At 60.8% G+C, this 22,254-nt stretch carries 20 protein-coding genes and 1 pseudogene; 13 read left to right on the top strand and 8 right to left on the bottom strand.

Features of this window, described 5'->3' with window-relative positions:
* Positions 1-48 precede the first annotated feature (48 nt).
* Genes dgcA through A7317_RS26435 form a run of 3 tightly spaced genes read right to left on the bottom strand, consistent with a single transcriptional unit; the run spans position 49 to position 3,684 of the window.
* On the bottom strand, positions 49-2,109 hold the full coding sequence (gene dgcA, locus A7317_RS26445) for a dimethylglycine demethylation protein DgcA (protein ID WP_024077808.1): 2,061 nt from the start codon (positions 2,107-2,109) through the stop codon (positions 49-51).
* A gap of 15 nt (positions 2,110-2,124) precedes the next feature.
* Positions 2,125-2,655 carry a 4-vinyl reductase gene (locus tag A7317_RS26440; RefSeq protein ID WP_024077809.1) on the bottom strand — a complete coding sequence of 177 codons (531 nt, stop codon included), beginning with the start codon at positions 2,653-2,655 and terminating at the stop codon, positions 2,125-2,127.
* 51 nt (positions 2,656-2,706) lie between these two features.
* A complete protein-coding gene (locus A7317_RS26435; protein WP_024077810.1) occupies positions 2,707-3,684 on the bottom strand; it encodes a dipeptidase in 978 nt (325 codons plus the stop codon).
* 219 nt (positions 3,685-3,903) lie between these two features.
* On the opposite strand from A7317_RS26435, the gene A7317_RS26430 reads away from it, so the two are divergent.
* Both A7317_RS26430 and A7317_RS26425 read left to right on the top strand, forming a co-directional pair.
* Entirely contained in the window at positions 3,904-4,305 is a 402-nt protein-coding gene (locus tag A7317_RS26430) for a lysozyme inhibitor LprI family protein (protein ID WP_069077113.1), read from the top strand.
* A 39-nt stretch (positions 4,306-4,344) separates the two neighbouring features.
* Positions 4,345-4,761 (top strand): DUF3010 family protein, encoded by a 417-nt coding sequence (locus A7317_RS26425; protein ID WP_069077112.1) that lies wholly within the window; start codon positions 4,345-4,347, stop codon positions 4,759-4,761.
* Between the two features lie 125 nt (positions 4,762-4,886).
* Here the strand turns inward: A7317_RS26425 and A7317_RS26420 are convergent, their stop codons facing one another.
* Together A7317_RS26420 and A7317_RS26415 are read right to left on the bottom strand one after the other, a co-directional pair.
* Complete coding sequence (locus A7317_RS26420; RefSeq protein WP_024077813.1) at positions 4,887-6,065, bottom strand: AAA family ATPase; 1,179 nt, start codon at positions 6,063-6,065, stop codon at positions 4,887-4,889.
* Positions 6,066-6,133: 68 nt separating this feature from the next.
* Positions 6,134-7,078, bottom strand: coding sequence for a GlxA family transcriptional regulator (locus tag A7317_RS26415; protein WP_024077814.1), 945 nt, complete (start codon positions 7,076-7,078; stop codon positions 6,134-6,136).
* Between the two features lie 193 nt (positions 7,079-7,271).
* Here A7317_RS26415 and A7317_RS26410 point away from each other — a divergent pair, with 193 nt between their 5' ends.
* From A7317_RS26410 to A7317_RS31260, 7 genes and pseudogenes are all read left to right on the top strand, one after another.
* Entirely contained in the window at positions 7,272-8,216 is a 945-nt protein-coding gene (locus A7317_RS26410; protein ID WP_024077815.1) for a choline ABC transporter substrate-binding protein, read from the top strand.
* An 88-nt stretch (positions 8,217-8,304) separates the two neighbouring features.
* A complete protein-coding gene (locus A7317_RS26405) occupies positions 8,305-9,192 on the top strand; it encodes a 3-keto-5-aminohexanoate cleavage protein (RefSeq protein ID WP_024077816.1) in 888 nt (295 codons plus the stop codon).
* Between the two features lie 128 nt (positions 9,193-9,320).
* A complete protein-coding gene (locus tag A7317_RS26400) occupies positions 9,321-10,286 on the top strand; it encodes an L-carnitine dehydrogenase (RefSeq protein ID WP_069077111.1) in 966 nt (321 codons plus the stop codon).
* A gap of 64 nt (positions 10,287-10,350) precedes the next feature.
* Complete coding sequence (locus A7317_RS26395; protein WP_024077818.1) at positions 10,351-10,827, top strand: thioesterase family protein; 477 nt, start codon at positions 10,351-10,353, stop codon at positions 10,825-10,827.
* A gap of 9 nt (positions 10,828-10,836) precedes the next feature.
* Positions 10,837-11,997, top strand: coding sequence for a gamma-butyrobetaine dioxygenase (locus A7317_RS26390; protein WP_024077819.1), 1,161 nt, complete (start codon positions 10,837-10,839; stop codon positions 11,995-11,997).
* Between the two features lie 282 nt (positions 11,998-12,279).
* On the top strand, positions 12,280-12,543 hold the full coding sequence (locus A7317_RS26385) for a hypothetical protein (RefSeq protein WP_024077820.1): 264 nt from the start codon (positions 12,280-12,282) through the stop codon (positions 12,541-12,543).
* Positions 12,540-12,668: pseudogene (locus tag A7317_RS31260) on the top strand (outer membrane lipoprotein carrier protein LolA); the annotation flags it as partial. The gene A7317_RS26385 and the pseudogene A7317_RS31260, both read left to right, overlap by 4 nt.
* On the opposite strand, the gene A7317_RS26380 reads toward A7317_RS31260, so the two are convergent.
* Together A7317_RS26380 and A7317_RS26375 are read right to left on the bottom strand one after the other, a co-directional pair.
* Positions 12,658-13,761: a GlxA family transcriptional regulator gene (locus A7317_RS26380; RefSeq protein WP_024077821.1), complete on the bottom strand. Its 1,104-nt coding sequence runs from the start codon at positions 13,759-13,761 to the stop codon at positions 12,658-12,660. The pseudogene A7317_RS31260 and the gene A7317_RS26380 overlap by 11 nt on opposite strands.
* A 523-nt stretch (positions 13,762-14,284) precedes the next feature.
* The gene (locus A7317_RS26375; protein ID WP_024077822.1) at positions 14,285-15,661 is read right to left on the bottom strand and encodes an L-serine ammonia-lyase; all 1,377 of its coding nucleotides are present in this window, start codon (positions 15,659-15,661) and stop codon (positions 14,285-14,287) included.
* A gap of 416 nt (positions 15,662-16,077) precedes the next feature.
* On the opposite strand from A7317_RS26375, the gene A7317_RS26370 reads away from it, so the two are divergent.
* From A7317_RS26370 to choV, 3 genes are all read left to right on the top strand, one after another.
* Complete coding sequence (locus tag A7317_RS26370) at positions 16,078-17,025, top strand: choline ABC transporter substrate-binding protein (protein ID WP_024077823.1); 948 nt, start codon at positions 16,078-16,080, stop codon at positions 17,023-17,025.
* A 66-nt stretch (positions 17,026-17,091) separates the two neighbouring features.
* The gene (choW, locus tag A7317_RS26365) at positions 17,092-17,937 is read left to right on the top strand and encodes a choline ABC transporter permease subunit (RefSeq protein ID WP_041161040.1); all 846 of its coding nucleotides are present in this window, start codon (positions 17,092-17,094) and stop codon (positions 17,935-17,937) included.
* Positions 17,934-19,112 carry a choline ABC transporter ATP-binding protein gene (gene choV / locus A7317_RS26360; protein WP_024077825.1) on the top strand — a complete coding sequence of 393 codons (1,179 nt, stop codon included), beginning with the start codon at positions 17,934-17,936 and terminating at the stop codon, positions 19,110-19,112. The genes choW and choV overlap by 4 nt, the downstream gene beginning before the upstream one ends.
* Positions 19,113-19,301: 189 nt before the next feature.
* Here choV and A7317_RS26355 read toward each other — a convergent pair whose 3' ends face one another.
* A complete protein-coding gene (locus tag A7317_RS26355) occupies positions 19,302-21,236 on the bottom strand; it encodes a BCCT family transporter (RefSeq protein WP_237141800.1) in 1,935 nt (644 codons plus the stop codon).
* Between the two features lie 378 nt (positions 21,237-21,614).
* On the opposite strand from A7317_RS26355, the gene betI reads away from it, so the two are divergent.
* Positions 21,615-22,208: a transcriptional regulator BetI gene (gene betI / locus A7317_RS26350; RefSeq protein WP_024077827.1), complete on the top strand. Its 594-nt coding sequence runs from the start codon at positions 21,615-21,617 to the stop codon at positions 22,206-22,208.
* Positions 22,209-22,254 lie beyond the last annotated feature (46 nt).

The following is a 22,254-nucleotide window of genomic DNA, read 5'->3' as shown; positions in this document are numbered from 1 at the left end:
AAGCCCCCTCCCACATTTGGACCGAGTACACATTGGTTCAAGGCCGGCTTAGAAATCCTTGCACAGGCGCAGGGCGTCATAGATGGCAGCGTGGGTATTGCGCTGGGCCACACAGTCACCGATGCGGAACAGCAAGTACCCATCGCCCGTTTCGCTCAGGCACGGCTGCGGCTTGATCGCGAACAGGGCTTCAACGTCGATCTGGCCCTTGTTGCGCGAACCTGGCTTGAGGGCGTAGTAGATTTCCTCGTCCGGACGGACACCGTTCTCCACCACCACCTGGTCCACCACCCGCTCCTCCTTGGCGCCGGTGTATTCGTTCTCCAGCACCGCCACCAGCTTGTCGCCTTCGCGGTAGACCTTTTCCAGCATCATGTCGCCGGTCATGATCACTTCCTTGGGGTACATGCTGCGGTAGTAGGTCGGGAACGACGTACCGCCGATGGCCACGCCGGGTTTGATGTCGTCGGTGACGATCTCGACCTGGCTGCCTTTGTCCGCGAGGAAATCCGCCACTGACATGCCGGTGAACTCACAGATGGTGTCGTACACCAGCACGTTCTTGCCCGGCGCCACCTTGCCGTCGAGCACGTCCCAACTGCTCACCACCAGGCCTTCGGCTGCGCCCCAGTGTTCGTTTTGCTCGACATTCGGATGCCCGCCGACCGCCAGCACGACCACGTCCGGACGCAGGTCCAGAATGGTTTCAGCGTCAGCGGCAACCCCCAGGCGCAGGTCGACTTTCAAACGCGCCAGCTCCAGTTGGAACCAGCGGGTGATACCGGCGATCTGGTCGCGCTGCGGAGCCTTGGAGGCGGTGGTGATTTGCCCGCCGATAAATTCTTTCTTCTCGAGCAGGGTCACGTCGTGGCCACGTTCGGCAGCCACGCGCGCGGCCTCCATCCCGGCCGGGCCGGCACCGACCACCACGACTTTGCGCTTGGGCCCGGTGGACTTCTCGATGATGTGCGGCACGCCCATGTATTCACGCGACGTCGCGGCGTTCTGGATGCACAGCACATCCAGGCCCTGGTACTGGCGGTCGATGCAATAGTTGGCGCCGACGCACTGTTTGATCTGGTCGATCTGGCCCATCTTGATCTTGGCGATCAGGTGCGGGTCGGCGATGTGCGCACGGGTCATGCCGACCATGTCCACATAGCCGCCTTCGAGGATACGGGTGGCCTGGTTCGGGTCCTTGATGTTCTGCGCGTGCAGCACCGGAACCTTGACCACTTCCTTGATACCGGCCGCCAAATGCAGGAACGGCTCCGGTGGATAACTCATGTTGGGGATCACGTTGGCCAGGGTGTTGTGGGTATCGCAACCCGAGCCCACCACGCCAATGAAATCGAGCATGCCGGTGTCGTCGTAATACTTGGCGATCTGCTTCATGTCCTCGTGGGACAGGCCGTCCGGGTGGAACTCGTCACCGCACAGGCGCATGCCCACGCAGAAGTCGTCACCGACCTCGGCGCGCACGGCTTTCAGCACTTCCAGGCCGAATTTCATGCGGCCTTCGAAGGTACCGCCCCACTCGTCGGTACGCTTGTTGACCCGTGGGCTCCAGAACTGGTCGATCATGTGCTGGTGCACCGCGGACAGTTCCACCCCGTCCAGGCCACCGGCCTTGGCGCGCTTGGCGGCGCTGGCGTAGTTGCCGATCACGCGCCAGATTTCTTCCGGCTCGATGGTCTTGCAGGTGGCGCGATGCACCGGCTCGCGCACGCCGGACGGCGACATCAGGGTTGGCCAGTTAAAGCCGTCCCAACGCGAGCGGCGACCCATGTGGGTAATCTGGATCATGATCTTGGCGCCATGCTTGTGCATGGCGTCGGCCAGGTTCTGGAAGTGCGGGATGATGCGGTCGGTGGACAGGTTCACCGAACTCCACCATTCCTGGGGGCTGTCGATGGCCACCACCGAGGAACCGCCGCAGATCGCCAGGCCGATACCGCCCTTGGCTTTCTCTTCGTAGTACTTCACATAGCGGTCGGTGGTCATGCCGCCGTCGGTGGCATACACCTCGGCGTGGGCGGTACTGAGCACGCGGTTGCGGATGGTCAGTTTGCCGATCTGGATCGGCTGGAACATTGCTTCGAAAGCCATGGCAGGGTCCTCGGCTTACAACGGCTTGACGATGAACAGGCCGTCATCGTGGCCCTCTTCGGAGCCTCCGTAGACTTGCTCGGCCACGGTGCGAATCTGGCTACCACGCGCTTGCAGGATCTGGTCCATGGCACCGGCAAACCAGCCGGTGAACATGTAGTCGACCTTGCGCCCGACCTTGCCGTACACGTAGACGAACGCCGAGTGTTCCAGCTTGACGCTGGCGGTGCCTTTGTCGAGGTCGATGTCCTGGATCTTGAACAGGCCCCAGCCGCGTTGCGACAGGCGTTTCATGTAGTGCTCGAACACCGCGACGCCTTCCAGGCCGTGGCATTCGGCTTCTTTTTCACACCAGTGCCAGGCGGACTTGTAGCCGGCCTTGTAGAGGATCTCGGCGTAGGCTTCGGCGCCCAGCACTTCTTCGATGCCCATGTGGTTGTTGACGAAGAAATGGCGCGGTACGTACAGCATCGGCAGGGCGTCGGAAGTCCAGACACCGGTTTCGCTGTCGACTTCGATTGGCAATTGCGGGGCGATCTTGGCCATGGAAACTTAACTCCAGAAAAATTCGTAGTGGTATGCCTGGGGGTGTTTGGCTTATTCGCCCCAAACGTCCTTCAAGACGTTGACCCAGTTCTCGCCCATGATCTTGCGCACCACACGCTCAGAGTGGCCGCGCTTGAGCAGGGTCTCGGTGAGGTTGGGGAACTCGCCCACGGTGCGGATGCCCAGCGGGTTGATGATCTTGCCGAAGCTGGTCAGGCGGCGGGCGTAGCCCTTGTCATGGGTCAGCATTTCGAAGAAATCCTGGCCATGGCCCTGGGTGAAGTCGGTGCCGATGCCGATGGCGTCTTCGCCGACGATGTTCATGGTGTATTCAATCGCTTCGGCGTAGTCGTCGATGGTGGAATCGATGCCCTTGGCCAGGAACGGCGCAAACATGGTCACACCGACAAAACCGCCGTGGTCGGCAATGAACTTCAGCTCTTCATCGGACTTGTTGCGCGGGTGCTCCTTAAGGCCCGATGGCAGGCAGTGGGAGTAGCACACCGGTTTCTTCGATTCGAGGATGACTTCTTCGCTGGTCTTGGAGCCGACGTGGGACAGGTCGCACATGATGCCGACGCGGTTCATCTCGGCGACGATCTCGCGACCGAAGCCCGACAGGCCGCCGTCGCGCTCGTAGCAACCGGTGCCCACCAGGTTCTGGGTGTTGTAGCACATCTGCACCACACCGACGCCGAGCTGCTTGAAGATCTCGACGTAGCCGAGCTGGTCTTCAAACGCGTGGGCGTTCTGGAAGCCGAAGATGATGCCGGTCTTGCCCTGTTCCTTGGCCTTGCGGATGTCGGCGGTGGTCTTCACCGGGATCACCAGGTCGCTGTTCTCGCGGATCAAGGTCTGGCTGGCGACGATGTTGTTGATCGTGGCCTGGAACCCTTCCCACACCGACACGGTGCAGTTGGCGGCGGTCAGGCCACCTTTGCGCATGTCCTCGAACAGCTCGCGGTTCCACTTGGCAATGATCAGCCCGTCGATAACGATGCTGTCGGCGTGCAATTGCGCTGGGCTCATCAGGCGTCCCCTTATTGGCGATTCATGCGCCGAATCGTCTGCCGGCGCTTTGGGGCCAGCATATGCCCAGGGGCAACCTGAGCCGGGTGCAAAAACGACAGGGGAATTGCCGAAAGCGTCAATCCGCGACAAAGGCTGTTAAGAGGTGTCTGACTGGCGGCTGTTCTTTGTCTTACGCTTGAGCCAGAATTCGGTCATCCACTGATATGAGACGGCGCAATGAAATCGATTTTCCTGGCTTTGGCACTCATCGCAACCGGCGTCCACGCCGCCGAAGACACCGACAGCACGCCGTGCGACGGCATCGAAAACGACAAGCAAACCCTGGAATGCGCCACCTACAACAAAACCACCGCGGAACAATTGCTCAAGGATAACTACCAGGTCCTGCTGGAGCGCATGGGTTCGACCTATGGCCGCAACAAGTCACAGCTCGCCGACATTACCGCTCGTCTGAAGGACGCCCAGCAGAAGTGGGAAAAGCTGCGTGACGCCGATTGCGCGGTGGATACCTTCCCGGCGGTGACAGGCACCAAGGAATATGCAATTGCGCAGAATGATTGCCTGGCGCGGATGAGTGATGAGCGGTCGGAGTTTCTGGAGTCGATTGGACAGGAATAAGCGACAATCCCTGCCTCTCTCTTTGAACCAAGGCTACTCATGACTCTCTGCGGCATCGAAATCAAAGGCAGCGAAGCGATCTTCGCCGTTGCCTCCCTGGACGACCAGACACTGACCCACGTCGCCCTGGCCACCAAGAAAATCGCCCTTGAAGACGACGATGAAGCCGCCAACGTCAAAGCCTTCGCCGCCCAGGTGAAGGCGTTCGTGCAGGAAAACGCTATCCAGCGCATCGCCATCAAGAAGCGCAGCAAGAAAGGCGAATTCGCCGGCGGCCCGACCACGTTCAAGATTGAAGGGGTGTTTCAACTGCTGGAGGGGGTTGAGGTGACGCTGCTGTCACCACAGACCATCAACGCGCAGAACAAGAAGCACAACTTTGACCTGCCGGCGACACTGAACAAGTATCAGCATGAGGCCTTCAAGACGGCGTGTTCGGCACTGCTGAAGAAATAAACCACACCAAACACCCCATGTGGGAGGGGGCTTGCCCCCGATGACGGACGGTCAGTTGATACAGCTTTGGCTGACCCACCGCTATCGGGGGCAAGCCCCCCTCCCACATGGGATGTGTGGTGTCTTTAGTGGGGGGCATGGCGCTTGTGCCGCAGCCAGTCGCCGAATGTCTTGTCTTCCAGGGCATACCCGCCCCGGCTCGACTTCCACACCAGTTCCTTGTCGCGCAGGGCATCGATGCAGGCCTGGATGGTCTGGGTACCCGGTACCACGTCGCTGCCCATATCTTCCAGCGCCTTGCTGACAGCCGTGAGGGTGCTGTCGGTAAATGGCGCGAAGGGTTCGTTGTTTTGAGAGCGCTCCACCATCACCTCCAGCACGGCGCGCTGCGGGATGGTCAGGGCGTTCCAGGCGCTTTCGAACTCGGTCCATACACCCGCGCGCAACAGCTCGGCGCGGCTGTGCAGGAGTTGGCCGAGGTTACTGGCCTCGCCTAACTCCAACGCGACTTCACCGATGATCGTACGCAACATCTCGGGGCGCCGGCCTACCAGCTCAAACGCCTCATCAATGTCGGCAGGGTTGAACTGATTGGTTTGCGCCAAATGAGCGTTGAGGTGCACGGTGTACGCCTGGGTGAACTCTTTGCCGAGCAAGGGGAACGGCGTGATGCTGGAGCCGAAGAACGGCTGGCTCTTGCCGAGCACCAAGTGAGCCAGCTTGTCGCGGTTGGAGCCGGTAAACACCAGGCGCAAGCCGCTGCCTTCCTCGTCACGGCCTTGGTTGAGCTGATCCCGGGCAGCCTTCAACGCGAACATCGCATTGATACCCGACTCGGTGGTTAATGCGTGCTGCGCTTCGTCAATCACCAGCACAACGGGTTTTTCAGCAGCGCTGTGGAGCAATTCCAACGCTTGGGTCAGCGTCGCCCCGACAGGCAATTGTGGCTTGGTAAAGTCCCAGGAGAGCGTACGCAGAAAGCTCAGTTTCTCGATGCCGATGTTCTTGGCCAGTTTGCGAATGCCCTTTTCATAGGGAACCAGAGCAGCCGCAATAGCACTGGCAATCAACTCTGCAGGATCTTTCTCTTTGTCAGCCCAGAGATCCACATACACCGTCAGCCAGCCCCGGAGCTGACATTCCGGAATCAAGTCTTCGCGCAGAAAGGTGCTTTTGCCGGTGCGACGGGGCGCCGCGAGGAACAGGCCAGAGGTGAAATCCTGAATACCGGCCCCCACCAGGCCATCGGCAATACTGCGTGCCAGGGTGGGGCGGCGAAACACAAAGCCGCTGTGCTTGGGCATGGTTTTATACTCAATTATGTAAAGGACTATAAATTATAGTAGCGAGTATAATTGACTATAATTGCCCGTCAAACCACCTCCCGTCGCCGATCCTCCCTCGGACACTTGGCAAACCTGGCCCGATAACTCCTGGTGAAATACGACGGCGACTCAAACCCGCAGGCAATGCTCACCTCCAGCACGCTCATGTCGCTCTGGCGCAGCAACTGCCGGGCTTTTTCCAGGCGCAGGCCCAGGTAGAAGTTGCTCGGCGTGTCGTTCAAATGCAGGCGAAACAAGCGTTCCAACTGGCGCCGGGTGACCTTGATCGTGTCAGCCAGGGCCAAGGTACTCAGGGGCGGCTCGGTGTGCTGCTCCATCTCGCCGATCACGTGCACCAGCTTCTTGTTGTTGATGCCGTAGCGCGTGGCGATCTGCATGCGCTGGTGGTCTTTGCGTGGGCGAATGCGCCCGAGCACGAATTGTTCGGAGACCTGGATGGCCAGGTCCGGGCCGTGGGCCTGGGCGATCAGGTCGAGCATCAGGTCGATGGATGCGGTGCCGCCGGCGCAGGTGATGCGGCGGCGGTCGATCTCGAACAGTTCCTGGGTCACGCTCAGGTGCGGATACGATTCCTTGAAGGCATCAATGGCTTCCCAGTGCAGGGTCAGGCGATGGCCGTCGAGCAGGCCCGCCTCGGCGAGAACACAGGCGCCAGTGTCGATGGCACCAAGGGTGACGCCGTCGTGGTCGAGGCGGCGCAGCCAGTGCTCCAGGGCGGGCGTGGCGAACTGGAGCGGTTCGAAGCCGGCGACCACCATCAAGGTGGCACCCTTCTTCAACGGTTCCAGCGCGGCGTCGGCGTTGACCGACATGCCATTGCTCGCCAGCACCGCGCCGCCATCGGCGCTCAATACGTGCCAGCGGTACAACTCGCCACGAAAGCGGTTGGCCACGCGCAACGGTTCAAGCGCCGAAATAAAACCGATGGCCGAAAAGCCCGGCATCAGCAAAAAGTAGAAATCCTGGGACATGGTGGCGCTCTCGTCGGACGGGCAGCGTGGCACTGTGATACTCCCGTTCTCGGGTGGATTCAAGGGGGCAGGTCGCTGCAGTGCAAGAGTGAGTCGCCGCCGTGCGTTTTGCCGCCCTCCAAGCTGCGTAACGTGATCCCACGGCGCACAAAGACGCCGGCCCCCACAATAACGACCTGCCGAGGGATCCACCATGAATCGACTGATCAGCCGTTGCGTACTCGCACTCAGTGCCAGCGCCCTCTTGAGCACCAATGTCCTGGCCGCCGACGCGGCGTCCTGCCAGAACGTGCGCATGGGCGTGGTGAACTGGACCGATGTCATCGCCACCAGCGCCATGACCCAGGTATTGCTCGACGGCCTCGGCTATAAGACCAAGCAAACCAGCGCCTCCCAGCAAATCATCTTCGCCGGCATCCGCGACCAGCGCCTGGACCTGTTTCTCGGCTACTGGAACCCGCTGATGACCCAGACCATCACACCGTTCGTCAACGCCAAGCAGGTCAAGGTCCTCGACAAACCGAGCCTGGAAGATGCCCGCGCCACCCTCGCCGTGCCGACTTACCTGGCGGACAAGGGCCTGAAAACCTTCGCCGATATCGCCAAGTTCGAGAAAGAACTGGGTGGCAAGATCTACGGCATCGAACCTGGCTCGGGCGCCAATACCCAGATCAAGGCGATGATCGCCAAGAACCAGTTCGGCCTGGGCAAGTTCCAGTTGGTGGAGTCCAGCGAAGCCGGCATGCTCGCCGCCGTGGACCGCGCCGTGCGCCGCAAGGAAGCCGTGGTGTTCTTCGGCTGGGCGCCGCACCCGATGAACGTCAACGTGGCAATGACCTACCTGACCGGCAGCGAGGACGCCCTGGGCCCGAACGAAGGCATGGCCACCGTCTGGACCGTCACCTCGCCGACCTACGCCGAGCAGTGCCCCAACGTGCACAAGCTGCTGAGCAACCTGACCTTCACCGCCGCCGACGAGAGCCGGATGATGCAGCCGCTGCTGGATCACAAGGACGCTCTGGAGTCCGCCAAACAGTGGCTCAAGGATCACCCGCAGGACCAGCAGCGCTGGCTTGAAGGCGTGACCACCTTCGACGGCAAACCGGCCGCCGCCAACCTGCAATTGACCAGCAAATAACCTTTTTGGACTCCCCGCGTCGCGGTCATCCCTGGCCGCGAACGGCGTCCTACGCCTTGAAATCACACGCCTGTAAGGAACCCACCTCATGAACCACGACGTCATCATCACCTGCGCACTCACCGGTGCTGGCGACACGACCGCCAAAAGCCCTCACGTGCCGGTCACCCCCAAGCAAATTGCCGCCGCCGCCGTGGAAGCCGCCAAAGCCGGCGCTACCGTGGTGCACTGCCACGTCCGCGACCCCGAAACCGGTAAGTTCAGCCGCGACGTCGCCCTGTACCGCGAAGTGATGGAGCGCATTCGTGAGGCTGACATCGACATCATCGTCAACCTCACCGCTGGCATGGGTGGCGACCTGGAGATCGGCGGCGGCGAGAACCCGATGGAATTCGGCCCCAATACCGACCTGGTCGGCCCACTGACCCGCCTGGCTCATGTGGAAGAACTGCTGCCGGAAATCTGCACCCTCGATTGCGGCACCCTGAACTTCGGCGATGGCGACACCATTTATGTGTCCACTCCGGCCCAGCTGCGCGCTGGCGCCAAACGCATCCAGGAGCTGGGGGTAAAAGCCGAGCTGGAAATCTTCGACACCGGCCACCTGTGGTTCGCCAAGCAGATGATCAAGGAGGGCCTGCTCGACAACCCGCTGTTCCAGCTGTGCCTGGGCATCCCGTGGGGCGCGCCGGCCGACACCACCACCATGAAAGCCATGGTCGACAACCTGCCTGCCGACGCGGTGTGGGCAGGGTTCGGGATCGGCCGCATGCAGATGCCGATGGCGGCCCAGGCAGTGCTGCTGGGTGGCAACGTGCGCGTGGGCCTGGAAGACAACCTGTGGCTGGACAAGGGCGTACTCGCCACCAACGGCCAACTGGTGGAACGCGCCAGTGAAATCCTCAGCCGCCTGGGCGCGCGGGTCATGACCCCGGCCGAAGGCCGCATAAAAATGGGCCTCACCAAACGCCGCTAATCAAAAAATGTGGGAGGGGGCTTGCCCCCGATAGAGGTGTGTCAGTTGAAGGATCTATTGGCTGACACACCGTAATCGGGGGCAAGCCCCCTCCCACAAGGGATCACTGAACGCTTTAGGAATTTGCCATGCGCTTTATTACAGAAATCAAAACCTTCGCCGCCCTCGGCAGCGGTGTCATCGGCAGCGGCTGGGTGTCCCGCGCCCTGGCGCATGGCCTCGATGTGGTCGCCTGGGACCCCGCGCCGGGTGCCGAAGCGGCGCTGCGCAAACGCGTCGCCAATGCCTGGGGCGCCCTGGAAAAACAGGGCCTCGCACCCGGCGCATCGCAAGACCGCCTGCGCTTTGTGGCCACCATTGAAGAATGCGTGAAAGACGCCGACTTCATCCAGGAAAGCGCCCCGGAACGCCTGGAGCTGAAACTGCAATTGCACAGCAAGATCAGCGCAGCGGCCAAGCCCAATGCACTGATCGGCTCGAGTACCTCCGGGCTGTTGCCGAGCGAGTTCTACGAGGGTTCGACTCACCCGGAACGCTGTGTCGTCGGCCACCCTTTCAACCCGGTCTATCTGTTGCCGCTGGTGGAAGTGGTGGGCGGCAAGCACACCGCGCCGGAAGCGATCCAGGCCGCGATCAAGGTGTATGAAGCCCTCGGTATGCGCCCGCTGCATGTGCGCAAGGAAGTCCCCGGTTTTATCGCCGACCGCTTGCTCGAAGCGCTGTGGCGCGAGGCGCTGCACCTGGTCAATGACGGCGTGGCGACCACCGGCGAAATCGACGACGCCATTCGCTTTGGCGCCGGGTTGCGCTGGTCGTTCATGGGCACCTTCCTCACCTATACCCTGGCAGGCGGTGATGCGGGCATGCGGCACTTCATGGCGCAGTTCGGTCCGGCGTTGCAGTTGCCGTGGACCTACCTGCCAGCACCGGAGCTGACCGACAAGCTGATCGACGACGTGGTCGAGGGCACCAGCGACCAATTGGGCAAACACAGCATTTCGGCGCTGGAACGCTATCGTGACGATTGCCTGTTGGCGGTGCTCGAAGCGGTGAAGGCGACCAAGGAAAAACACGGCATGACCTTCGCCGAATAACCCTGTGGGAGGGGGCAAGCCACCTCCCACATTCCTGACCGCGTACATAGCCGGAATTCATGTGATGCCTGCACTGACCACCTACGCCACCAAAATCCAACCCGCCTGGGTCGACTACAACGGCCACCTGCGCGACGCGTTCTACCTGCTGATCTTCAGCTACGCCACCGACGCGCTGATGGATACGCTGGGCCTTACCAGCGACAACCGCGAAGCCACCGGCCATTCGCTGTTCACCCTGGAACTGCACCTGAACTACCTGCACGAAGTGAAACTCGGCGCCGCGGTGGAGGTGCATACGCAACTGATCGCCCACGACGCCAAGCGCCTGCACCTTTATCACAGCCTGCATTTAGTGGGCGACGAGAAAGAACTGGCCGGCAACGAACAGATGCTGCTGCACGTTGACCTGGCAGGCCCGCATTCGGCGCCGTTTGCCGAGGCGACGCTGGAAAAACTCGTTGCGATCAGCGCTGAGCACGCCGATCTGCCAAGGCCCGCCCTCCTCGGCCGAGTGATTGGACTGCCACCAAAAAAATAAGGAGCCATCATGCAAACCGCCGCCGCTGTTGCCGATTTCCGTACTTACCCGAAGCGCTGCGACCTCGCCGAGGCGCAGGTGTTGGAAGATCAGATTCGCGTACGCTGGGCCGATGGCCGGGTCAGCCCGTTTCATCATCAGTGGCTGCGGGACAACTGCCCGTGCGCACAATGCGTGTACAGCGTGACGCGTGAGCAGGTGCTGGAAATTGTCGACGTGGATGACGACCTCAGCGCCATCGGTGCGCGGATCGAGCACGGTGTTCTCAGCGTGGAATGGCGTGGCGGCCATCGCAGCCAATACGATCCCGGCTGGCTGCGCGCCCATGCCTATGACGATGAATCCCGCGCCGAACGCAGGGCGGCAAAGCCCCAACCCCAGTTGTGGGACAGCACCTTCGATCTCCCGGTGTTTGACTATACCGCCGTGATGGAAGACCCCAAGGCCCTGCTGCAATGGCTACTGGCACTGCGCGACCAGGGCCTTACCCAAGTCCGTGGCGTGCCCACCGAACCGGGTTCCCTGGCACTGATCGCCAAGCGCATTTCGTTTATCCGCGAGAGCAATTTTGGTGTGCTGTTCAACGTGCAATCCAAGGCCGATGCCGACAGCAATGCCTACACCGCTTTCAACCTGCCGTTGCACAGCGATCTGCCGACCCGGGAGCTGCAACCGGGGCTGCAATTCTTGCACTGCCTGGTGAACGATGCGGACGGTGGCGAGAGTCTTTTTGTCGATGGGTTTGCCATCGCCAATGCCCTGCGCGAGGAAGATCCCGAAGCGTTTCGCGCCTTGTGTGAAATACCCGTGGAGTTTCGCAACAAAGACCGTCACAGCGACTATCGCCGCCTTGCGCCGATCATTGCCCTGGACGCGTTGGGCGAGGTGGTGGAGATTCGCATGGCCAACTTTTTGCGCGGGCCGTTCGAAACGTCGGTGGCGCAGATGCCGTTGCTGTATCGGGCTTATCGGCGGTTTATCGCGATGACGCGCGAGGCGCGCTTTCGGCTGGTCAAGCGCCTGAACCCGGGCGAGCTGTGGTGCTTCGATAACCGCCGTACGTTGCATGCGCGTAATGCGTTTGATCCAACATCCGGGGCGCGGCACTTTCAGGGGTGCTACATCGATCGCGACGAGTTGCTCTCGAGGATCCTGGTGTTGCAGCGGTAGATCGCGGCGCGGCAGCGCAAAAACCCCAGGCAAAAAAAAGCCCCGATCCAGCCGTGACGGGATCGGGGCAGAGCGCTTTGTGTGAGCCGTACATCCCGAGGGTGACCAAACCTTCAAGCTGCTTGCTGGTAGCCAGTGTGCCTATTCCTTGGGTGGGTAAATGACCCGAAAACGACACGCTCATAGCCATCTGAGCCATTCGTGCATTCTGCCCTTGCCGACCAGCCGGGGGCCTACCAGAATCCAGATCAATCCCCCGCTCCCTTCACCAGGATAAACGTCATGATGCATGCGGATTTGATTGACCAGGATGACCTGCTGAGCCAACTGCGCTCGCTGGGTTTCGAGGTATCCAGCGGTGCCAGCGCCGAACAGGCGTGCGAATGCGCGGTACGCGGTTTGAGCGAAGCACGGGCCAAGGCGCTCAAGGGTATGGTTGAGCAGATGTACACCGGCAGTGCGACGATTCTGCCGGCGGTGCGCCAGGCGATCGACAAGCAGTTGTTGCCGGCGTTGGTGCAGTTCAAGCAGAACGCTGGCGCCTGACAGCCACCCTCCCTGTAGGAGCGAGCTTGCTCGCGAAGATCGCCAACAATGACGCGGGGCACCAGGTGCCCCGCGGCGCTCTTGCTTTTTTCGCGAGCAAGCTCGCTCCTACAGTTAGAGCCGTACGCTGGCGAATGTCGACTCGTTGCGCGCCTGGCTCAACGCCGACATCGGCCCCGACAACGGTGACAACACCAACGCCTGCGGAATCGGCATCATCGCCACCTGCTGGGTGGTGTTGGAGCCTACGCGCTCATCCCGTGGCGGAATGCCGAAGTATTCGCGGTAGCACTTGGAGAAGTGCGGCGTGGACACGAACCCGCACACCGACGCCACTTCGATGATCGACATCGGCGTTTGCTTGAGCAACTGCCGGGCGCGAATCAGGCGCAGCTTGAGGTAGTAGCGCGACGGCGAGCAGTGCAGGTATTTCTGGAACAGCCGCTCCAACTGGCGCCGCGACACGGCGACGTACACCGCCAGCTCATCCAGGTCGATCGGCTCTTCGAGGTTGGCTTCCATCAGCGCCACGATTTCCTGCAACTTCGGCTGGTTGGTGCCAAGCATGTGCTTGAGCGGCACGCGCTGGTGATCCTGCTCGTTGCGGATGCGCTCGTACACGAACATCTCGGAGATCGCCGCCGACAGTTCACGGCCATGGTCGCGGCTGATCAGGTGCAGCATCATGTCCAGCGGCGCGGTGCCGCCGGAGCTGGTGAAACGGTTGCGATCGAGGGTGAACAGGCGGGTGCTCATCGACACGCGGGGGAAGGCTTCCTGCATCGACGCCAGGCACTCCCAGTGCACGCTGCAATCGAACCCGTCGAGCAAGCCGGCGCAGGCCAAGGCCCAACTGCCGGTGCACACCGCGCCAAGGCGACGGGACTGACGCGCCTGGCTTTGCAGCCACGACACGTGTTCACGAGTGACGGTACGCTGGATGCCCACGCCGCCGCACACAATCACAGTGTCCAGGGCCGGGGCTTTGTGCATGGAGGCATCGGGGGTGATTTGCAGGCCGTCGCTGGCCCACACCTGGTTCCCGTCGACACTCAGGGTCGTCCAGCGATACAACTCGCGACCGGACAACTGGTTGGCCATGCGCAGTGGTTCCACTGCCGAAGCCAGGGAAATCAGCGTGAAATTGTCCAGCAGCAAAAAGCCGATGGATTGAGGCGCACGGTTCTGGGGTTGAGTCCCGGAGTTGAACGACGTCATGGCGGTATCTCCTCACACAAAGCGGGTGATGGCCTCAGGCGAGGCTCTTGTTATTGCGCGCGTCTGCGATGCAGAGCGACGCTTTGAATTGATAGAGCAAATGCCATGCCTAAAATTGAATGGCTATTCAATAACTCCTGAAAACGACCTCATGACGCGTCTATATAAGCCCACGCAGGAAGTGCGGAATACGACCCGAATTGGTCGTAGGAGCGAGCCTACTCAAGGGCTGTGAGCAGTTCGGTAGCACTTGTGGGAAGGCGCTTTCAGGGCGTAGGAAAAGTCTGTCACCGCACGCACAGGTGACGGGTGGTCGGAGGGGAAATCGTTCGCGAGCTACTTATCTGTTTGCGACGCGCTAAAAGGTGGCGATTTAGGTTGGAGTGTTCACTTTTTGAGCAGCATTGCCTGGATTACAGCCATCGGGGGCAAGCCCCCTCCCACATTTGAAGGTATTCACAATTCAACATGTGGGAGGGACGGTGCGACGATTCGACTTGCCCCCGATGCAGGCAACGCGGTCTCAGCACTCCACCGCACTCACCGCCAACCCACCCCGCGATGTTTCCTTGTACTTGTCATGCATATCCGCCCCGGTATCGCGCATGGTGCGGATCACCCGATCCAGGGAGATGAAGTGCTGGCCGTCGCCGCGCAGGGCCATCTGTGCCGCGTTGATCGCCTTCACCGCCGCAATCGCGTTGCGTTCGATGCACGGCACTTGCACCAGGCCGCCCACCGGGTCGCAGGTCAGGCCAAGGTTATGTTCCAGGCCGATTTCGGCGGCGTTGCACAATTGCTCCGGCGTGGCGCCAAGAACCTCTGCCAGCCCGGCGGCGGCCATGGCGCAGGCTGAGCCCACCTCGCCCTGGCAGCCGACTTCAGCACCGGAGATCGATGCATTCTTCTTGCACAGGATCCCCACCGCCGCGGCGCTGAGCAGGTAGTCGACCACGTTGGCTTCGGTGACTTCGTCGCTGAATTTCATGAAGTAATGCAACACAGCCGGAATGATCCCCGCCGCGCCGTTGGTGGGGGCGGTGACCATGCGTCCACCGGCGGCGTTTTCTTCGTTGACCGCCAGGGCGAACAGGTTGACCCACTCCATCGCGCTCAAGGTCGAGCCGATCACATTGGGCTTGTTCAATTCCTGCAAGCTACGGTGCAACTTGGCGGCACGGCGACGCACGTTGAGGCCGCCGGGCAGGATGCCTTCGTGCTTGAGGCCCTGCTCGACACACTCTTGCATGGCGCGCCAGAGCTTCATCAGGCCGCTGCGGATTTCGTCCTCGGAGCGCCAGACCTTTTCATTGGCCATCATCAGCTCGGCGACGCGCAGGTTGTGGGTCTTGCACAGCTGCAACAGCTCCACCGCGCTGGAAAAATCATAGGGCAAGGCGGTGCTGTCCATATCGGCCACACCGCTGCGGGCCTGGGCTTCATCCACCACAAAACCGCCCCCCACTGAATAGTAAGTGTCGCGGTGCAGCTCGCCGTCATCGCCGAACACCACCAGGGTCATGGCATTGGGATGGAACGGCAGGTTTTCGTCGAGCAGGCGCATGTCCCGGGCCCATACGAACGGCACGGGCAAACGTCCGTCCAGCAGCAAGGTATCGGTCTCGCGCAGGGTGTGAATGCGCAGGCCGATTTGCGCCGGATCGATCGCGTCTGGCCACTCGCCCATCAGGCCCATGATGGTCGCGGTATCACTGCCGTGACCGATGCCGGTAGCCGACAAGGAGCCGTAGAGCTGAACTTCGACGCGTCGGACCTGTTCCAACAGTTCACGCTCACGCAAAGCCTGGACGAACAACGCCGCGGCGCGCATGGGGCCGACGGTGTGAGAACTCGAAGGCCCGATGCCGATCTTGAACAGGTCGAAAACACTGATAGCCATTGCGGTAGAACTCCTCGATAAGCACGGCCAGGCTTGAACGAGGTGCTACGCTCAGATCGCCCAGATGGCGGCATCATCAAGCTTTTACCTGCCCTCACGGCGTCTCACACCGACGCACTCATGCTCACCAGCGTCGCTCCCGTGCGATCGCCTGTTTTGGCCGTTTTTAGCGGTGCAGATGGGCAAAAACAGCAGTTTTGACTTGGGAAAAACCTGTAAGCGACGTCACCGACACTGGATACGACCCTCCCTGTACTGGATACGACGCCCCCTGTAGGCGTCAGATTTTCACTGGTACATGATCAGTCTCGACTCGTTTGCAAGGCACCGTGCCAGAGCTGTCGTCGCACGCCCCAACCGCAACACCTAATAAAGCGCGGCGAATGCCGCCAGAAAAGACACAGGAGTCTACCCCGATGAAAGGTTCACCCTCGTTGTTGTTGGCCGCCATGCTGAGTCTGCCAGTCATGGCACACGCTGCAGAACCGGAACAGTGTAAGACCGTCAACTTCTCCGATGTCGGCTGGACCGACATCACCGTCACGACTGCGACCACCAGCGAAATTCTCAAGGGCCTGGGCTACAAGCCACGCACCACGATGATTTCGGTACCGGTGACCTACAAGTCACTGGCAGACGGCAAGAACATGGACATCTTCCTCGGCAACTGGATGCCGACCATGGAAAACGACATCAAGCCGTACCGTGATGCCGGCACCGTGGAAACCGTGCGCGCCAACCTGGAAAACGCCAAGTACACCCTGGCCGTCCCCGAGGCGTTGTACAACAAAGGCCTGAAAGACTTCGCCGATATCGCCAAATTCAAGGATGAGCTGGGCGGCAAGATCTACGGTATCGAACCAGGTAACGACGGCAACCGCACCATCCAGACGCTGATCGACAAAGACGCCTTCGGCCTGAAAACCGCGGGCTTCAAAGTGGTCGAATCCAGCGAAGCCGGCATGCTCTCCCAGGTGGAACGCGCCACCAAGCGCGACCAGGCCATCGTGTTCCTCGGCTGGGAACCGCACCCGATGAACACCCGCTTCAAGATGAAGTACCTGACCGGCGGTGACGACTCGTTCGGCCCCAACTACGGCCAGGCCACCATCTATACCAACACCCGCAAGGGCTACACCCAGGAATGCAGCAACGTCGGCCAACTGCTGAAAAACCTGGTGTTCACGCTGAACATGGAAAGCACCCTGATGGGGAATGTCCTGGACGACAAAATGAAGCCCGACGCCGCGGCCAAGGCCTGGCTGAAGAAGAACCCTCAGGTGCTCGACACCTGGCTGGCCGGCGTGACCACGGTTGATGGCAAACCCGGCCTGGAGGCCGTCAAAGCTTACCTCGACAAGTAACCGCTGACCCCGGGGCGGTGCGCTGCCCCGGGATGTTTTCCCCTTCGCATGTGGACATTCACTACCATGCTGACTGAACAGAAAATCCCACTAGGCCAGTACATCGCTGCCTTCGTCGAATGGTTGACCAAACACGGTGCCAACTATTTCGACGCAATCGCATCGACACTGGAAACGATGATCCACGGCGTGACGTTCGCGCTGACCTGGTTCAATCCGCTGGCATTGATCGGTCTGATTGCGCTGCTGGCTCACTTTATTCAACGTAAATGGGGCCTGACGGTTTTTGTCGTCGCCTCCTTCCTGCTGATCCTGAACCTTGGGTACTGGCAGGAAACCATGGAAACCCTCGCGCAGGTGTTGTTCGCCACCCTGGTCTGCGTGGTCATCGGAGTGCCGCTGGGCATTGTTGCCGCGCACAAGCCGATGTTCTACACCCTGATGCGGCCGGTGCTCGATCTGATGCAGACCGTACCGACCTTCGTCTACCTCATCCCTACCCTGACCCTCTTCGGGCTGGGTGTGGTGCCCGGGCTGATTTCCACGGTGGTGTTCGCGATTGCCGCGCCGATCCGCCTGACCTACCTGGGTATCCGCGATGTACCGCAAGAGTTGATGGACGCCGGCAAGGCCTTTGGCTGCTCGCGCCGTCAGTTGCTCTCGCGCATTGAACTGCCCCACGCCATGCCGAGCATCGCTGCCGGCATTACCCAATGCATCATGCTGTCGTTGTCGATGGTGGTGATCGCCGCCCTGGTGGGTGCCGATGGCCTCGGCAAGCCGGTGGTCAACGCGCTGAACACCGCCGATATCGCCCTGGGCTTTGAAGCCGGCCTGGCGATCGTATTGCTGGCCATCATGCTCGACCGCATCTGCAAACAACCCGACGCCAAAGTAGGGGGTGATGCATGAGCATTATCCGATTCGACAATGTCGATGTGATCTTCTCCAAAGACCCACGCGAAGCGCTCAAGCTGCTGGACCAGGGCATGAGCCGTAACGAGATCCTGAAAAAAACCGGGCAGATTGTCGGCGTAGAAAAAGCCAGCCTGGATGTCGAGAAAGGTGAAATCTGCGTGCTGATGGGCCTGTCCGGTTCCGGCAAATCGAGCCTGCTGCGCTGCATCAACGGCCTCAATACGGTCAGCCGTGGCCAGCTGTTCGTGGAGCATGAAGGGCGCCAGATCGACATCGCTTCCTGCACCCCGGCGGAGCTGAAAATGATGCGCACCAAGCGCATCGCCATGGTGTTCCAGAAGTTCGCCCTGATGCCCTGGCTGACGGTGCGCGAGAACATCAGCTTCGGCCTGGAAATGCAGGGCCGCCCGGAGAAAGACCGGCGCAAGCTGGTGGACGAGAAACTCGAACTGGTGGGCCTGACCCAGTGGCGCAACAAGAAGCCCGACGAACTGTCCGGCGGCATGCAGCAACGCGTCGGCCTGGCCCGCGCGCTGGCGATGGACGCCGATATCCTGCTGATGGATGAACCCTTCTCGGCCCTCGACCCGCTGATCCGCCAGGGCCTGCAGGACGAACTGCTGGAACTGCAAAGCAAGCTGAGCAAGACCATTGTGTTCGTCAGCCACGACCTCGACGAAGCCCTCAAGCTCGGCAGCCGTATCGCGATCATGAAAGACGGCAAGATCATCCAGTACAGCGTGCCGGAAGAGATCGTGCTGAACCCGGCGGATGACTATGTGCGCACCTTCGTCGCCCACACCAACCCGCTGAACGTACTGTGCGGGCGCAGCCTGATGCGCACCCTGGACAACTGCAAGCGCGTCAACGGTTCGGTGTGTCTCGATCCGGGCGGCGACTCGTGGCTGGACCTGGCCGAAGGCAACACCATCAAGGGCGCCCGCCAGAATGGCGCAGTGATGAACCTGCAGAACTGGGCACCCGGGCAAGCGGTGGAAGGCCTGGGGCGGTTGCCGACGCTGGTGGATTCGAATATCGGCATGCGCGATGCGCTGCAGATTCGTTATCAGACGGGGAACAAGCTGGTGTTGCATGACAACAACCAGGTGGTGGGGATCTTGGGCGACAGTGAGCTGTACCACGCCTTGCTAGGCAAGAACCTGGGCTAACAAACACTGCAAATCCCAATGTAGAAGCCGGGTCAATGTGGGAGGGGGCTTGCCCCCGATTGCAGTATGTCAGTCAGTACATTTATTACTGATCCACTGCTATCGGGGGCAAGCCCCCTCCCACATTTAGCTCTGTTTACACATTTAGACCCAGCAGCGTCAGTGAGGACACTGCCAGGCGTTCAACTATCAGCTATAGACACGGCCAAGGAGCTGCCGATGGCTTTCAAACTGATCGAGCACGTCCCGGGTGATCTGTTCCTGGGCGAAGCCCATCAGGTCGTACTCCTGAGGCCCGTTATGCAGGTACACCTCAGCACGGTAGTAACGGGTGCGCTCTTCCTCGGGCAGGTCGTCCGACGCCGTCGAGTAGCCATCCAGGCTGACTTCGTAGACAAACGGATTCCCCTCTTCCCTCTCGATGCGCACGCCAATGCAGCGCTTGGATTTGCCCAACAGGGTCTGCACTTCCAGCCCCTGCTCGCGCAACACCGTCGCGGCTTCTTCCAACGCCGGCGTTACATGCTTGTCCATAAAGCGTTGCACGGTGGCCTGGCTCGGTTGCAGGTCCAACGCGCTCAGGCGCTCGCTGAAACCACGACGACCACGCTCGGCCAACTGCGCCTGCTCCAGCTCCGTCGCCACGTCCTGGCGCATCGCCTTGTGCAAACCGAACATAAAGAAGATCAGCACCACCGAGAACGGCAGCCCCGCCAGCACCACCATGGTTTGCATGGCTTCGAAGTTACCCGCAAACAGCAGGCCGATCGTCACCAGGGTGATCACCGCCGACCAGAAGATCCGCAGCCAGTGCGGCGCATCCTCATCCACGTTGCCACCCTTGCAGGAAAGGTTCGCCATCATCACCGCGCCGGAGTCCGCCGGGGTCAAAAACAGCACAAAGCCTACAAAGATCGACACGCCAATCACGATTTTCGACGCGGGGTAATGCTCCAGCAGTTGGTAGATGGCCATGGACGGTTGTTCCAGCGCCGTCTTGCCCAACTCTACCGCACCGTGGTTGAGCACCAGGTCCAGTGCCGAGTTGCCGAAGATCGACAGCCACGCCAAGGTAAAGCCCAGCGGGATCAACAGCACGCCGGCGACCAGTTCACGCACCGTGCGGCCCCGGGAAATACGCGCGATGAACATGCCCACGAAAGGCGCCCAGGAAATCCACCAGGCCCAATAGAACAGGGTCCACAGGCCCATCCAGCGCTCGGTCTTGTCGGCGTCGCCTTCGTACACATACAGGTCGAAGGTTTTCAGGATGATGCCGTTGAGGTAGTCACCGGTGTTCTGCACCAGGCCGTTGAGCAAGTGCAGGGTCGGGCCGAACAACAGCACAAAGATCAGCAGGCCGCTGAACAGCACGATGTTGAGGTTGGACAGGCGACGAATGCCGTTCTCCACGCCCGACACGGCAGCAATGGTCGCCACGGTGCTCATCACGACGATGACGATCAACAGGTTCGTGTTGCTGTGCGCCATGCCGAACAGGTTTTCCAGCCCGGACGACACCTGCATCGAGCCGATGCCCAGGTTGGTCACCAGGCCCAGCAGGGTCACGAACATGCCGAAACCGTCCACGGCATGCCCGGCCGCACCCTTGACCCACCGTTCGCCCACCAGCGGGTACAGCGCCGAACGCAGCGCCAGCGGCTGGTTATGGCGATACGCGAAGTACGCCACGGCCAGGCCGACCAACGCATAGATCGCCCAGCCATGCAGGCCCCAGTGCAGGAAGGTCAGCTGCAACGCCTGGCGTGCCGCACCGTTGCTGGCCGCTGCGCCTTCAGGCGGGTTGAAGTAGTGGTCCAACGGTTCCGATGCACCGAAGTACAGCAACGAAATGCCGATGCCCGACGAAAACAACATGCCGGCCCAGGCGCCGTAGCTGAAGTCCGGGGTGTCGTCCTTGCTGCCTAGTTTCAGCTTGCCGTAGGAGGAAAACGCCAGGCCCACCACGAACACCAGGTAGGCGGCGATGACCACCATGTAGTACCAGCCGAAGCTTTTCGACAGCCACGCCTGTGCGATGCCGAGCATGCGCCCGGCCTCTTGCGGGGCGATGATCAGGATGGCGGTCAACAACAGAATCAATGCGGTGGAGGTGTAGAACACCCAACCGTTGACCCGCACCTTTTCTGGCGGGGTCTTTATAAGAGAGGCAGAACTCATGGCGCAGATGCTCCAGGCAGTGCGAGAGAGAAACACAAGGCAGCGGTTATCCCGCGCCATCGATTTTTCGGCAGTCGACGGACGGGTGTTATAAAGACACCCCGAAAATCCATGGCCCCCGCCGTAGCGGTACAGCGGGTGTTTCAAGGGTTTTCCAGGTGTCAGATGTCGTTGGCCTCGGGTAGGAAATACCTGTAGGCAGCGACCATTTGTCGCAGAGCTTATTCTTTGTTGATTGAACGTTCAATCAAAACAAAATAGACTGGCCTTCAAGTCGACGAACGTTGATCGCGCGTCGGCAGGCCTAAGGAGAGGTGCTACATGCCCAAGGTCGGTATGCAACCCATACGCCGCCAACAGTTGATCGAAGCCACGCTGACGGCCATCGATCAGGTCGGGATGGGAGATGCCAGCATTGCGCTGATTGCCCGTCTGGCCGGTGTTTCGAACGGCATCATCAGTCACTACTTTCAGGACAAGAACGGCCTGATCGCCGCGACGATGCGCTACCTGATGAACGTGCTGATCGAGAACGTCCATGAACGCAGGCTGGCGCTGAAGGATGACAGCCCACGGGCCCACATTCAGGTGATCATCGGGGGGAACTTCGATGCGAGCCAGGTCAATGGACCGGCAATGAAAACCTGGCTGGCCTTCTGGGCCGCCAGCATGCACCACCCGTCTTTGCACAGGTTGCAGCGGATCAACGATCAACGTCTGTATTCCAACCTGTGCTGCCAGTTCCGCCGAGTGCTGCCGCTGCCGCACGCACGCAAAGCAGCCCGAGGCCTGGCGGCCCTGATCGACGGTTTGTGGTTGCGCGGCGCCCTGTCGGGAGACGCTTTCGACACGGCGCAGGCGCAACGGATCGCTTACGAATACATGGATTTCCAATTGGCCAAGCAGGTGAGTTAGAGCACACATAACCGCTCAACCCCTGAACGTCCGCCACTCAGTGTTG

It is taken from the genome of Pseudomonas fluorescens (assembly GCF_001708445.1).
GTDB classification, from domain to species: domain Bacteria; phylum Pseudomonadota; class Gammaproteobacteria; order Pseudomonadales; family Pseudomonadaceae; genus Aquipseudomonas; species Aquipseudomonas gorinensis.
The sequence above is the reverse complement of the archived record's forward strand: the minus strand, read 5'-3'. Positions and strand labels throughout refer to the sequence as shown.